Origin of the sequence: Rufibacter glacialis, from assembly GCF_008271745.1 — a bacterium.
Classification (GTDB): Bacteria; Bacteroidota; Bacteroidia; order Cytophagales; family Hymenobacteraceae; genus Nibribacter; species Nibribacter glacialis.
This window is the reverse complement of the sequence record NZ_VKKZ01000024.1, coordinates 182,020-195,785: the sequence shown is the minus strand read 5'-3', so window position 1 is coordinate 195,785 and position 13,766 is coordinate 182,020. Positions and strand designations below refer to the sequence as shown.

Genomic DNA, 13,766 nt, shown 5'->3' with positions numbered 1-13,766 from the left:
CCTTTCTGTTTTGATGGCATATTCTGAAAAGAAGCGTTAAAAAACTTAGTTCAGGAAGATAGAGAAGAGTTCAAACCGGTTAGAGGAAAAACTCCAGTGCGATGGAGAAGGATGGATCTCTTCGCCCTCTTCATCAATGATGGTCACCGCCATGCCTTCCTCTTGGTTCAAAGGCTCTGTAAAATGTTTCACAATGTATACATGCCCTTCTTGCACCCATTCTTCAGGCTCAAAAGTAGGCAGGGTGGCGTCAATGCACTTTGCATAAACCGCCATATAGCTAGGTGGATAGATCAGATTAACCATGTCTTATCAACTATAAACAGGTGAGAAAAATTCCGGCGGCACACGACTCTCTTTCAATTATGGCTTATGGGCCTTCTTTGGCAAAACCATATACCTACCGCTTAAAGTAAGACTAGTATACGTACGTAATTTTATTTTTCCAACTTAGCCCGGCAGAAATTCCCAGGTCCGGGACACCCTCTTTTTCATCTGCCCGTACAAACACAAGCCGGCCCATCCGGTTTACCCTTGTTTTTGTACCCTAAACCATACCACATCATGGAAAACAACAATAAGCCTAACCAAGACGAGAAATTGCCTGACGGAAAAGAATCTGCCGATGAACTGAAAAACACCTCTGAGGAACCCGGCGCTGAGGCCAAAGGCAACGCCAGTTTCAAGCAGGGAGGCCAGCAGCCCGGCAATAGCCAAGGCGGTCAGGGCGGTAAATCCACTGACGGAGATGAGAACTCGCGGCATGACACCGGAGATGAGTTGAGCGTATTTGGCCGGTTAGACAGTTAATCCACTTCTGTTTCCCAGACTTATGCAAGATCATATCACCAATGCGCTGCGGCAAAAGCAGCATTCCTGCTTTCCGGTGGCACCAGGTGTCATGGGCATGGAGATTGTTTTCGTGAACCTGTATTACATTGAGAACCCAGATAAGTCCTGGGTGCTGGTAGACACGGGCCTTTACGGCTCTGCCGACCGGATCAGAAAAGCCGCCGAGGACAAGTTCGGCAAAGGCAACCCACCCAGGGCTATCCTGCTCACCCACGGCCACTTTGACCACGTAGGCGCCCTGCAGACCCTGGCCGACATCTGGCAGGTACCGGTGTTTGCCCACCCCCTGGAATTGCCTTACCTGACCGGGCTCTCCAGCTACCCTCCGCCAGACTCCAGTGTGGGCGGCGGCGGCATGGCGTACATGTCGTTTATGTATCCCAAGAAGCCTATCACGTTCAAAGGGCGGCTGGAACTGCTTCACCCAGACGGGTCAGTGCCGTTCATGCCAGAGTGGAAATGGCTGGAAACGCCGGGCCATTCGCCGGGGCACGTCTCCTTCTTCCGGGAGCATGACCGGGTGCTGCTGGTAGGCGATGCCTTTGTGACCCGCAAACCAGAGTCGGCGCTGGCGGTGCTAACCCAGAAACAGGAAGTCTGCGGCCCTCCGGCCTATTTCACCCCAGACTGGGCAGCGGCCCGTTCTTCCGTTAGAAAACTGGCTGACCTACACCCGGAAGTGGCGGCGAGCGGCCATGGCCTGCCCATGCGCGGCCAGGAACTAAAGCAAGGGCTTGATGAACTGGCCCGGCTGTTTGACCAACTGGCCATTCCGGCCAAAGGCCGATATGTTCCCGAGCCCGCCATCACTGACCGTTCAGGGGTGGTACAGCTGCCGCCTACCGTGAACAACACCGTGCCTAAGGTACTGGCTACCGCTGGCCTGGTGGCGTTGGCCGGCTTGGCTACCTATGCTTTCACCAAGCAACGCAAGTCCAGCACCAACGCCCGGGTGAAAAGAACCTGGCCGGGGTATGCCAGAAGGCCCGGCCAATCTTTCTCCCCCGGGGGATCTGACACGCAGGATCAGGGCAACATCAGCCATGACCCCAACGTGAACATCACCAACAATTACCCTTGATCTTCTTCAGGGCTTTGACAAAAAGAAAGGGCATGCTTTGAGGAGCATGCCCTTTCTTTTTCATAGGGGAATCACATCTGGTGGTGAGGCCCATGCTGTTTTAGAGGCTTTTTTATGAAACAAGGCTCCAAACCGCACAGGGCTACAAGCCAATGGCTTTTCGCTTGAGGGCGGTAAACTCTTCCTGGGTAATGGTTCCTTCCTCTAGCATGGCGCGCAGCCGCTCAATGGTAGCAATGTCATCCTGCACCGGCCTGCTATCCGTGCCCGACCCTGCCCCTACACCGGTATTGGAGGAATAGCCCGTATTAGACCCCAGATTCGTGTTTGTGCCTTGGAAATGGCTTTGGTCCTGGGCATGAGACTGGCTCCGCTGGTGCCGGTTGCCGTAGAAACGGTCTTCATTGAAATGCTCGCGGCCGTAGAAATCCGCGTTAGGCGACACCTGTTGGGTATTGGCCTGGGTCTGCTGGGACTGGGTATCGGTTGGGCTGGTGATGGCATGCATGACGCGGTATTCATAGTCCGCATCCACGGCGCCGCCTCGGTAGAACGGAAAGCGCGCCAGTGACATCTGATCCAGACCCACAAACACTTGGTCCCCGTCATCATCTAACTGGGCCGCGCCAATGGGAATCAGGATATGGCGGGGGTCTGTATCTACCAGTACGTGTTCCTTGTCTACGTCTACGTCAAGGTAGCGCACCTTCATGAGTTCACGGTCCACGATCAGGTCATCTACTTTGCCAATCCGTTTCCCGTCTGAGCCTATCACCTCCCAGCCCCGCACATCCAGGTTACGGTTAGCAACTTTGAAATCTTTCAGGTCGTGTAAAGGGGCTAGTCTTGCCAGCCCATCATTTGCATGGTTTGCCATGGTATTTGTTTTAGCTTGGTTGTGATTAATGAGACAGGAAAACAGGGGCCAGCGGCATCACCATTCCTGAGGTTGGGGTGCCGGTGGTTTCAGGGTTACCCCCCTGCGCTTCAAAGACATATCTGTACAGAAGATACCCTACCAGAAGCAGTATCAGCAGCACCACAATCCAGCCCCAGCCAGAACGTTTTTTAGGTTCAATGTTTATTTCAGCCATAGTTTTATGTTGGTTAGATCTGCGCAGCAAGGGCTGCTTACTTGCGTACGAAGCTTTTCAAGAGAGGTTTATTCTGAGGCACTTAGCCAGGCTGGAGGCAAAGCGGCAAACCCGTTCCCTAGCCGTTAGGGAAAAAGGAGGGCTTAAACCCTTGTAGCTTTTCTGCCGCCCGTAAAAACGAGTAGCCGTTTAGCGGCAGATTCTGCAGAATCTGCCGCTAAACGGCTACCAAGAAACGGAACGGAACGCGTAAGAGACTTCCTCTTTCTGGCCTTACTTTTAAGAACTCTGCCCTGGAATGGCGGGGAACTCTATAAACTCGCCTTCGTGGGAAAAAAGCATGCTCAGGGGTTCCTGCGGGTTCCGCAGAATGTCTTCAGGAGTAATGCCCCATTTGCTCCAGACGGTGGCCAGCAGCTTGGCATAGGAACTATGCTGCCACGGGTTGAAGATCACGTTAGTGACGTCATCAATAAGGGTGTCCATGACCAGGTGGTCATCTGTGGGCTTCAACGGCCTGAGCAGATAGTCGGGGATCACGTTCAGGAGATAGGCGGCATAGAAAACGCGGGCGCTGAACTCTGCGGCCTGAATGGGCTGCACTTGCCGGGATTCCACCACCTGCCATACGGGGCCCAGGGCGTCTTTGATCATGCCGTTGTCTAACAGGCAGCAGATGATCAGGGCATTGTCCAGGCGCAGGCTGAACATCATGGTAGACAGTTCATCTCTGAACTCAAACCGGCTGGGTTCAGCAGCGGCATCCACGTCTACTACAAACACAGAGGCCGGTATGAAATCGGCGAACTCCATGGGCACCCGCAACGACTGCAATACCCTGAAGAAAGCCTGGAACTTCATGAGCATCTTGGGTTGCTCACTCACGGCATACTCCGGCTGCACCAGCGGGTTCTGCTCTTTAATGAGTTCAGTGATCAAGGTGCCGTAGAACATCTTGCCCATCCACTGGAAAAGCAGCTTCTCGTCCAGGGCCCGCAGCCCGGCCACGCCCTGGCGCACCGCCGCCTGGACCTGCTCTTCCAGGGGCTGGAGGAACTGGGTTTGGCAGGTGGGGCAGCAAGGCACCTTCAAGGATTCATAGGTGACCACGCTCTGGTCCAGGAGGCGCAGGAGTTCCTGGTTCAGGCCATACTCCTGCATGAGCCAGGTCGGGAAGATGGTGGTCTGTTCCTCTGCCGTCACGGTAGTGCCGCACAGGAAACAGATATGGTTCCCAAAACGCATTCCGTCAAACGGATCAAAAATGGTCAGGTGCTGCTGCATAAGGGTAAGACGAGGTAAAACCGGTGGTACGGCGCAAAGATACACACCATACCGGCATAGCACACACTCTTGGGCTGGTGGCACCCGTTAAACCAGTATCTGCCGTGAAACCCGGCATGGAAGTTGTAATATACTTTCTATATATACCATTAAAACTATGAAAACTGCCCTACCCTTTGCCCTTGCCTTTGTACTCTCCTTGGTTGCCTTTTCTAGCCATGCCCAACAAAGCCCCCTGCCGCCCTTGGTCAGCACCTCTGGCCTGGGCGAGGTGAAAGTACGCCCTGACCAGCTCACCTTCATGACCGGGGTGGAGATACGCGAGAAAACCTTGGAAGACGCCCGGCGGGTGGCAGACCAGCGCACGGCGGCGCTTCTGGCGTACCTGAAGAAAAGCGGCGTGGAAGACAAACACGTGCAAACGGCCCACCTTTCGCTGCAACCCGTCTATACCGGTGAGTTTGGCCAAACCACGCCCCAGTTCTACCTGGCTACCCGTTCCATCTCGGTGACCGTTACCAAACCAGAGAAATTTGACGAACTTATGACCGGCTTGTATAAGGCGGGCGCTAACCGCGTAGACGGCATTTCCTACCAAACCTCGCAACTGAAGAAATACCAGGAAGAAGCGCGCAAAAAAGCCGTGCAAGACGCCCGCCAGAAAGCCCAGACCCTGGCCTCTGAGTTAGGGGCAAAGGTGGGCCGTCCTTACCAGATCAGTGAAGGAGGGAATTCCAATCCGGGCGGTCCTGTCATGTACAAAACCATGATGCGCGAATCCATGGCCATGGATGCAGGCGGCCCTACCCTAGCCTTGGGCGAGATCATCATTTCCTCAAGCGTGCAGGTAAGCTTTCTGTTAGAGTAGAAGGCTTGGGTGCTGTAAGCAGCCGTTGAGGTTAGCGGAAATTTTTTGGTACCGCGTCAGCAGAAAGAAGGCAAAACACCTTTTCTTCCTGCTGACGCGGTACTTTTTCACCTTATCTACGGTATTATATACCCATTTTGAGCGTTTTTACCCCCTTTTCTGGAAAACAGGGCCAAAGCGGCAACACCCTATTCGGGTTCCCCGTCAAGGAACTATCCTGTTTTTTGGGTACATTTGAAAGATTATGAAGGAACCTGCATTTACCCTGGAAGGCAAGCCAGTTCATGTGGTACAAACCGATGAAGCCTTGCAAGAGGCGGTCGCTCATCTCAGCCAGAGACCCGAACTAGCGCTAGACCTGGAATTTGACCAGCACCATTATACGTATGGTTTCACGCTCTGCCTTATTCAGATCTCTGACGGGCACACGTGTTTCATCATTGACCCGTTCCCGCTGAGTGATCTCCAGGGGCTTTGGGATGTTCTGGAGAATCCGGCCATCCTCAAGATTTTCCACCACGCCAACAATGACCTCATGCTGCTCAGCATGCTGGGGTGCCAGGTGCGCCATCTGGTAGACACCGCGGTAGCAGCCAAGATCCTGAACTATGCCAAAGCGGCCTTGGGCACGCTCTTAGAAGAGGAACTGGGCCTGCGCCTTGACAAATCCCAGCAGATGAGCAACTGGAACCAGCGCCCGCTGTCTAAGCGCCAGCTGGAGTACGCTGCCCAAGACGTGCTCTACCTGCACGAACTCAAAAACGCCATGGTCTCCAAGATACAGGAGATGGGCCGCCTGGCCTGGCTGCAAGAGGAAGACCAGCTGCTGGAATCCATCACCTATGCAGAGCAGGAAGACCCGCACCTGAAGATCAAGTTCCCGCAACGGCTCACCCTGCTGCAGCAGTTCATCCTGAAGCCCATCTATGACTTCCGTGACCAGCTGGCCCAGAAATGGAACCTCCCGGCTGGGCAGGTCATCAATACCAATGCCCTCATGCAGCTGCTCAGCAACCCAGAGCAACCCATCAATGAGTGGCTGTACCACACCAAGGGCATCCATGGCCGGGTGCAGCAGGAAAGGTTTGAGCAACAGCTCCAGCGGATCATGAACGGAGCCCTGGAGGAGGCCAAGAAACGCAGGGTCCCTAACCGCATGCCGCCCAACCAATACCCACCCCGGCTAAAGACACCTGAGACCGAAGCCCGGCGGGAGTTGCTGTGCACCGTGCAGCGGGGCTTGATAGAGCGTTATGGTGCCTACGCCACCCCCATGCTCCTTGACCAAAGCATTATCACCCATTACAGCCAGACCGGCCAGTTGGTCATCTCTAAAAATTATGCCCGGGAGGTGGTGCAGGCCATGGCCCAGGAATTACAGATCACCTTGTAGAAGCAAAGCAGTTGGTACGAAACAGAAGGAATTATGCCTAAGAAGAGCCTTGAGTTTGGTTTATACTCCTGGTTTCCGGGGTATGGCTACGCCCATATCCATCCGGCTAACCGCAGGGAGTTTGAGTTACTGGAGCCCCACAACAAAGTGTTTGAGAAAGTGGGCGAGATAAACGGGTGGCTGCTCCTGCGCTACTCAGATGAAGAGTTCAAGGTGCGGCCCGACCTTTTCACCACCATCTCATGGCTGCCCTTCACGTTTGGGGAATGGGTAAAACCCGCCAAACAGCCGGCCGGACCGGTGGCCGAGATCACAGACATCTACTGGAGTGTGCCGGAAGACGCCCCGCTTTTTGGCCTTAGGGTAGGAAAGCAGAAACTGGACGGTGTATACCGGCAAGACCAGTTACAGCCGGCATAAAAAAAGCCTTCCTTTTGAAAGGAAGGCTTTTTTTATGCCGGCTGTTTTAAAGAGCATTTTTGATTTTGTCTATGATTCCGTCACCAGAAGCACCGGTCATCTGCTCTACCTGGGCATGTCCTTCCGGGGCCGGGGGCGGCAAGATGGGAATATCCCCCATGGGCTCACCTGGCACCATCTGGAAGGTTCCTTTGCCATCAATAGACGGACCTTCTGCCCAGCGGCCAAAGGCTTCCTGGTCTTTAAAGATGTTGGTGGTGACAAAGGCGTAACTGAATTGCTGGTTCTCTTCTGCCTGCGGAAAGCTGTTAGGAATGGGATGGTTGTTGGTCATGCCTCCTAATTCTTCCAGCACCGCCATCCATTGGTTCTGGTGCATGGTGTCACGGGCAATCAGGAAGGCCAGCATGTCTTTCATGCCGGGATCATCCGTAGATTCCCACAGCCGGGTAGCCAGCACCCGTCCTGTCGATTCGGCCATTACATTGGCATACATGTCGGCGGCCAGGTTTCCGCTGCCCACCACCCAGGAACCATTGAACGGAACGCCATTGGCATCAACGGCCATGGCAGAAAGCCCGGAAGACAGGAAGTGCCGGGGATCCATGCCGCCCATGACGGCCCCCACCACTGGATTGGCTCCCACAATCTCGTCCTTGAGTGAACTGGTAGCGCCTTCCAAGTTCAAGGCCACTGCAGTTGCCAGCATCTCAATGTGGCCTATCTCTTCTGTGCCGGTTTCCAGGAGCATGTTCTTGTACTTGACAGGGCCTCTGTTGCCCCACGCCTGGAACAGGTATTGCAAGCATACCCTTATTTCTCCCTCAATACCCCCAATGGCCTGCTGCAACATTCGGGCAAATGCCGGATTGGGTTTATCTACCCTTACTTTGTACTGTAATCTGCGATCATGAAAGAACATGGGCTATTATAGTTAGTGAATTAAACATGATATACCCACTTCCTAAACGACCGCCACTTTATTTCGGACAAGGTTTATCCCTAATTCTTATTAGCAAAATACAGGTATTAAAAAATCAAATTTCCCACATATTTTTCTGTGCTGCAGCCACTTAGAGCCTAGTCTATAATCAATTGCTTTCAAATTCCGTTTCTATTAGCGCCCTAAAATCAGGTATTAATACGCATTCCTGCTTGGCCTATTTTCTGCTTAATTTTTTGAAAACCCTTACAATTGACTGCTCTACTTTCCCGCATTTCCTTTGGCTTCAACACTTCTTTATTTTACCCATTTAGGTTTACATATTTCAAGTAGCTGATGAGTTAAAGACATTATTAATTTATTTTTTTATTTAAATATTCATAAAAATTCAAATACGTATTTTTGCCGGAAGGGCCTTACCACCTGAAATGGCAATGTGGTTTATCTCAAGAAGTTAATCTAATTGTCTGTATTTACCGTATACCCTCTCCAATAGAACTAAACTATCAAAACTATGAAAAAAGCACCTAAGGTTATGGCAGTGGCTGCAATGGCTCTTGCCTTCGGATTTGCCTCTTGTGAATCTAAAACAGCCCAAAACGTTGAAAATAGCGCAGAAACAGCCGCTGATGAGATTGAAGCGGAAGCTGATTCTGCTCTTTCCCCTACTGATACCATCACCGTAAAAGACCGCCCAGTCAATGATGGCGTGGCAGACAAGACCGAGAATCAGTAGAAATACTCTTATATTAAGTAGTAATAAATCTGTTGGCTGTCAGCCCTGCCTGGTGGCCAACGGATTTTTATCAACAGGCATGTTGATAAAATTATTCAATTTTTTTCTTTCAAAATGATATAACTTATCTATAAGGCTCTATATTTGTAATCCCGTTCCCCGGTAATAGTTATTAAAGCCCTGCCTTGTGGATTTACCTTGCAAAAACTTGCCCTATACCTATATCTACACCAATCTGGGTGCCCAAGTCGTGCACTTAGCCCTAGAAGGGTTTGTACCCAGCAGTGTATTCAGGCAATCTATTCTCAATGTAATAGAATTCATCAAAGCCAAAGGAATCACAGCCGCCATCTATGATAGCCGCCGCATGAGGAGTCTTCCGCCTCAGGACCAGGATTGGTTTTTTGACGAGGCCTTGCCCTTGCTCCTGAAATCACAGCTGCGCAGGGTAGCAGTAGTGGAACCCTCTACCGGGGCAGACACGCTCAACCTGAACCACATGGTGTACTCCAATCACTTTTTCATGCCCTTTGAGATGCAGTACTTCGGGGAGGTCTCTTCTGCCTTGGAATGGATTGCCACCGGCAAAGCGGCCAAAGAAGAAGTAGGCGTTGCCCAGCAACCCTCTGCCGTCTCAGCAAGCCTCCACCGGCAACTCCTTTCCTAAGAAGCCCTCTCCCCCGGAACCTGCCCCACGGGGTAGGCATAGTCTTCCAGATACCTATATCTTTCACAAAGGGCGCCATCTTGGGCAATGGTCGCATGGGCCAATACTTTTTCCTGGTCTCCGTTGAACAGATGGGGCATGATCTTGTCAATGATCTGCCGGCTGAAATCACGGGAAGCGTTGCGGGGCAGTTCACACGGCAGGTTGTCTACCGCCATCACGGTGATGTTCTTCTCAGAGGAATACGCCTCCTCTAATTCATCTGTCCAGGGGTTATAGTCAAAGGCCGGCTCGGCAATGGTAGACACCCGCTTGGTGCAGGGAATAGACCCATCCACGTCACAGGTGATATCAGCAATCGTATTGATCTTGAAGTCTGGCTCTTGCATGTCTTGCTGGGTGAAGAGCACGGGCGCCGCCGGGTTCCAGTAAGCGCAGGCCATGAGCAGGTCGGTTACCCGGTAGAATTTCTTGAACGTGGATTTATACAGGTGCGGGTTCTGGTAAAAGTCTTTGGAGTCCCATACCTCCACATCGGGCCGCACATGGTAATCAGAGGAGCGTAACTGGGCAAACACCGGCTCCGCGAACTCTTTATAGAGGAAATCAAACGCTGACACCTGCCTAAGGCCCATCTTGGTTAGTACCTCCAGCGCCCCCTGGGTCACGCGCCCGCCACCGGTCACGGCAATCTTGATGCTAGGCAAGGTCTTGACCTTGAAGAACTCCTCCAGCATGTCATCCATGTCCTGGCACTCATGGGCAGGCTTGAGGTAGTACAGGTTCCATTTGCGCCCGTAGGTCAGCAAGCCGTTGTAGGCTCCCACAATGCCCGCCCATCGGCCAAAGGCCACTTCCCGCTCGCCTTTGGCGTTGGTGATGGTCTCGTAGTCAATCATGGTAATCTTCTTGGCCAGAATAGCCTGCAGCAGTTTCTGATTATGGGCTTGTTTCTTGATCGTGTGCGAAAAGAAGAAGTACGTCTTGTTAGAAATCAACTGGTCTACCGGCACCTCTTTCACGCCAAACAGCACGTCACAGGTACTCAGGTCCTCCTGCAGGGGAATGCCCAGTTCTGCATACTCCTTGTCTGAGAAGCACCGGATGGGGCTGGGCTGCACCACCAACTGGACCCAGGGGAACGTCTGCAGCACCTCCAGGCACTTCTTAGGGGTAAGCGGCACCCGTTTGTCTACCGGCACCTTGCCTTCACGCAACACACCAATCTTAAGCTTCTTCATAGAGCAGATCTAACCTTTGAGCATTGTTTCACGGCTGTTTTTCCCAAAACAAGGCAAAAACCATAACTCTCCACAGCCTGTGGCGCAATTTAAGGGCTGCCCCTGTAATTAGTGAATTTTAACCTGTACTTTTGTTAAATCATTTGCTTCTAACGTTTGTTCACAGACAAAAGAAACTTATCTACCTTAATCTCAGCGATAAATGATCTTTAAAACCAAACCTGCCGATATCTTCAAGGAGCGCCACAATGGCCCTGTCAAGGAGCAGATGCAGGAAATGCTGCAAACCATTGGGGCAGCGTCTTTAGACCAATTGATAGATGAGACGGTTCCGCCGGCTATCCGCCTCAAGAAACCCCTGAACCTGCCGGCCGCCTTGACGGAACGTGATTTCCTCCGGAAATTCGCCAAGATCGCCAAGCAGAACAAACTCTATAAATCCTACATCGGGCTGGGGTACCATGACACCATTCTGCCCCCGGTGATCCAGCGCAACATCTTTGAGAACCCCGGCTGGTATACCGCATACACGCCGTACCAGGCCGAGATTGCCCAGGGCCGTCTAGAGGCGTTGATCAACTACCAGACCGTGATCATTGACCTCACCGGCATGGCCATCGCCAACGCTTCTCTGCTGGATGAAGCCACCGCTGCCGCGGAGGCCATGAACCTGCAATACTCTTTGCGCAAAGGCGCCCGCAAAAACGCCAACCGCTACTATATGTCTGACCAGATTCTGCCGCAAACCCTTGACGTGTTGGTTTCCCGCGCCACGCCCCTGGGCATTGAACTGGTAGTAGGTGATCACCGCCAGATGGACCGCCAAGACGACACCCTGTTCGGGGCCCTGGTGCAATACCCGGCCGCCGACGGTGAGGTGTTTGACTACACAGACTTTATCTCCCAGGCCCATGAGGCGGGTGTACCGGTGGCCGTGGCTGCCGACCTGCTTAGCTTGACCCTGTTGAAATCACCGGGTGAGATGGGGGCCGACGTAGTGGTGGGTTCTTCGCAGCGCTTTGGCGTGCCCATGGGCTACGGCGGACCGCACGCCGGTTTCTTCGCCACCAAAGACGAGTACAAGCGCTCAATCCCAGGCCGCATCATCGGGTTGTCTCAGGATGCCTTTGGGCAGAAAGCCTACCGTATGGCTCTGCAGACGCGTGAGCAGCACATCCGGAGAGAGAAAGCGACTTCCAACATCTGTACCGCGCAGGTATTGCTGGCCGTGATGGCCGGTATGTATGCCGTGTATCATGGACCGCGCCGCCTGAAGTACATCGGCCTGAACATCCACAGCCTGACTCAGATTCTGGAGAAAGGCCTGGAGCGTTTAGGCTTTGAGCAATTGAACGAGAATTACTTTGATACGCTGAACCTCCGCATCGAGAGCGCTGAGTTGCAGCAAGCCATCCGTCAGGAAGCCGAAGCCGCTCAGATCAACTTCCGTTATTTCGGAGAAAACCACAACATCGGGATTTCCCTGAACCAGAACACCGATCTGGACGAGGTGAAGGATATCCTGGCCGTTTTCGCGAAAGTAGCCGGTAAACCGGATGCCACGCTGGAACTGGACACCATTCCGGAAGAAACCGAGATCACTTGGCCAGAAGCCTTGATCCGGACGTCTCCTTACCTGCAGCACGAGGTGTTCAACAAGTACCACTCAGAGAGCGAGATCCTGCGCTACATGAAGTACTTAGAAAACAAAGACTTCTCTTTGACCCACGGCATGATTCCATTGGGTTCCTGCACCATGAAGCTGAATGCCACCGCTGAGATGATTCCGGTGACCTGGCCAGAGATTGGGCAAATGCACCCCTTCGCTCCGGCAGACCAGGCCCAAGGCTACGCCCAGATCTTCCAGGACCTGGAAGCATGGTTATGCGAGGTGACGGGTTTTGCCGCCATGAGCTTGCAGCCTAATTCCGGCGCCCAAGGCGAATACGCGGGTCTGATGGTGATCAGAGCCTACCACGAATCGCGCGGCGACCATCACCGTAACATCTCTCTGATCCCGTCTTCGGCGCACGGCACCAACCCTGCCTCCGCGGTGATGGCCGGTATGAAAGTGGTGATTGTGAAGTGCGATGAGAAAGGAAACATTGACGTAGCGGACCTGAGAGCGAAAGCCGAGCAGCACAAAGATGACCTGTCTTGCCTCATGGTGACGTATCCGTCTACCCATGGCGTGTACGAGGAAAGCATCATTGAGATCTGCGAGATCATTCACCAGAACGGCGGCCGTGTCTACATGGACGGTGCCAACATGAACGCCCAGGTAGGCCTGACTTCCCCGGCCAACATTGGCGCGGACGTGTGCCACCTGAACCTGCACAAGACCTTCTGTATCCCGCACGGCGGCGGTGGACCAGGCGTTGGTCCCATTGGTGTAGTAGCGGACCTGGCTCCTTTCCTGCCCGGCCACGCGGTAGTAGACTTAGAGCGCCCTCAGGCGATCAACGCGGTATCGGCGGCTCCTTGGGGTAGCGCCAGCATTCTGCCAATCTCTTACGCTTACATCAACATGATGGGCGGCGAAGGCTTGACCGAGGCCACTAAAATGGCGATCCTGAACGCGAACTACATCAAGGCGCGTCTGGAAGCCCATTACCCGGTGTTGTACGTTGGTTCCAAAGGCCGCTGCGCCCATGAGATGATCTTAGACTGCCGCTCTTTCAAAAAGGCCGGCGTAGAAGTAGAAGACATCGCGAAGCGTTTGATGGACTATGGTTTCCATGCGCCTACCGTATCATTCCCAGTGGCGGGCACCTTGATGGTGGAGCCCACGGAGAGCGAGAGCAAAGAAGAGCTGGACCGTTTCTGCGATGCCATGATCTCTATCCGGGAGGAAATCCGGGAGATTGAGGAAGGTGCCGCTGATCAGAAAAACAACCTGCTCAAAAACGCGCCGCACCCAGCGCACGTGGTATTGATTGAAGAATGGACGTTGCCTTACTCCCGCGAGCGGGCTGTGTACCCAATGCCGTATACCCGCACCGCCAAGTTCTGGCCAACCGTGAGTCGGATTGACAGCGCCTACGGTGACCGTAACCTGGTATGCAGCTGCGCCCCTATTGAAGCTTATAATGAGCAAGGTGAAGAGATGAAAGCCGTTTAAGCGAACACGATAATCCTGTTTAGAAAACGCCTGTGGAGCTTCCACAGGCGTTTTTGTTTTTCCCCT

At 53.2% G+C, this 13,766-nt stretch carries 14 protein-coding genes; 8 read left to right on the top strand and 6 right to left on the bottom strand.

Annotation, left to right across the window (positions count from 1 at the left end):
* Window positions 1-45: 45 nt before the first annotated feature.
* Complete coding sequence (locus FOE74_RS18585) at window positions 46-276, bottom strand: hypothetical protein (RefSeq protein WP_225840886.1); 231 nt, start codon at window positions 274-276, stop codon at window positions 46-48.
* 288 nt (window positions 277-564) lie between these two features.
* Here FOE74_RS18585 and FOE74_RS18580 point away from each other — a divergent pair, with 288 nt between their 5' ends.
* Window positions 565-810 carry a hypothetical protein gene (locus FOE74_RS18580; RefSeq protein WP_149100132.1) on the top strand — a complete coding sequence of 82 codons (246 nt, stop codon included), beginning with the start codon at window positions 565-567 and terminating at the stop codon, window positions 808-810.
* A gap of 22 nt (window positions 811-832) precedes the next feature.
* Window positions 833-1,933, top strand: coding sequence for an MBL fold metallo-hydrolase (locus tag FOE74_RS18575; RefSeq protein ID WP_225840885.1), 1,101 nt, complete (start codon window positions 833-835; stop codon window positions 1,931-1,933).
* A gap of 142 nt (window positions 1,934-2,075) precedes the next feature.
* On the opposite strand, the gene FOE74_RS18570 is transcribed toward FOE74_RS18575, so the two are convergent.
* From FOE74_RS18570 to FOE74_RS18560, 3 genes are all read right to left on the bottom strand, one after another.
* A complete protein-coding gene (locus FOE74_RS18570; RefSeq protein WP_149100131.1) occupies window positions 2,076-2,810 on the bottom strand; it encodes a PRC-barrel domain-containing protein in 735 nt (244 codons plus the stop codon).
* Between the two features lie 25 nt (window positions 2,811-2,835).
* Entirely contained in the window at window positions 2,836-3,027 is a 192-nt protein-coding gene (locus FOE74_RS18565) for a hypothetical protein (protein ID WP_149100130.1), read from the bottom strand.
* Window positions 3,028-3,306: 279 nt separating this feature from the next.
* Window positions 3,307-4,311 (bottom strand): hypothetical protein, encoded by a 1,005-nt coding sequence (locus FOE74_RS18560; protein WP_188686974.1) that lies wholly within the window; start codon window positions 4,309-4,311, stop codon window positions 3,307-3,309.
* Window positions 4,312-4,468: 157 nt separating this feature from the next.
* Between FOE74_RS18560 and FOE74_RS18555 the strand changes: the two genes are divergently transcribed.
* From FOE74_RS18555 to FOE74_RS18545, 3 genes are all read left to right on the top strand, one after another.
* Complete coding sequence (locus FOE74_RS18555; RefSeq protein WP_149100129.1) at window positions 4,469-5,179, top strand: SIMPL domain-containing protein; 711 nt, start codon at window positions 4,469-4,471, stop codon at window positions 5,177-5,179.
* A 244-nt stretch (window positions 5,180-5,423) separates the two neighbouring features.
* Entirely contained in the window at window positions 5,424-6,572 is a 1,149-nt protein-coding gene (locus tag FOE74_RS18550; RefSeq protein WP_149100128.1) for a ribonuclease D, read from the top strand.
* A 33-nt stretch (window positions 6,573-6,605) separates the two neighbouring features.
* Window positions 6,606-6,992 (top strand): DUF6960 family protein, encoded by a 387-nt coding sequence (locus FOE74_RS18545; protein ID WP_149100127.1) that lies wholly within the window; start codon window positions 6,606-6,608, stop codon window positions 6,990-6,992.
* Between the two features lie 46 nt (window positions 6,993-7,038).
* Here the strand turns inward: FOE74_RS18545 and FOE74_RS18540 are convergent, their stop codons facing one another.
* Window positions 7,039-7,914 (bottom strand): manganese catalase family protein, encoded by an 876-nt coding sequence (locus tag FOE74_RS18540; RefSeq protein WP_149100126.1) that lies wholly within the window; start codon window positions 7,912-7,914, stop codon window positions 7,039-7,041.
* A gap of 535 nt (window positions 7,915-8,449) precedes the next feature.
* On the opposite strand from FOE74_RS18540, the gene FOE74_RS18535 reads away from it, so the two are divergent.
* On the top strand, window positions 8,450-8,671 hold the full coding sequence (locus FOE74_RS18535; RefSeq protein WP_149100125.1) for a hypothetical protein: 222 nt from the start codon (window positions 8,450-8,452) through the stop codon (window positions 8,669-8,671).
* 208 nt (window positions 8,672-8,879) lie between these two features.
* Window positions 8,880-9,338: an STAS/SEC14 domain-containing protein gene (locus tag FOE74_RS18530; protein ID WP_149100124.1), complete on the top strand. Its 459-nt coding sequence runs from the start codon at window positions 8,880-8,882 to the stop codon at window positions 9,336-9,338.
* Here the strand turns inward: FOE74_RS18530 and FOE74_RS18525 are convergent.
* The gene (locus tag FOE74_RS18525) at window positions 9,335-10,579 is read right to left on the bottom strand and encodes an NAD(P)-dependent oxidoreductase (RefSeq protein WP_149100123.1); all 1,245 of its coding nucleotides are present in this window, start codon (window positions 10,577-10,579) and stop codon (window positions 9,335-9,337) included. The two genes, FOE74_RS18530 and FOE74_RS18525, sit on opposite strands and share 4 nt — an antisense overlap.
* A gap of 202 nt (window positions 10,580-10,781) precedes the next feature.
* Between FOE74_RS18525 and gcvP the strand changes: the two genes are divergently transcribed.
* A complete protein-coding gene (gene gcvP / locus FOE74_RS18520) occupies window positions 10,782-13,700 on the top strand; it encodes an aminomethyl-transferring glycine dehydrogenase (RefSeq protein WP_149100122.1) in 2,919 nt (972 codons plus the stop codon).
* The last annotated feature ends 66 nt before the right edge of the window (window positions 13,701-13,766 follow it).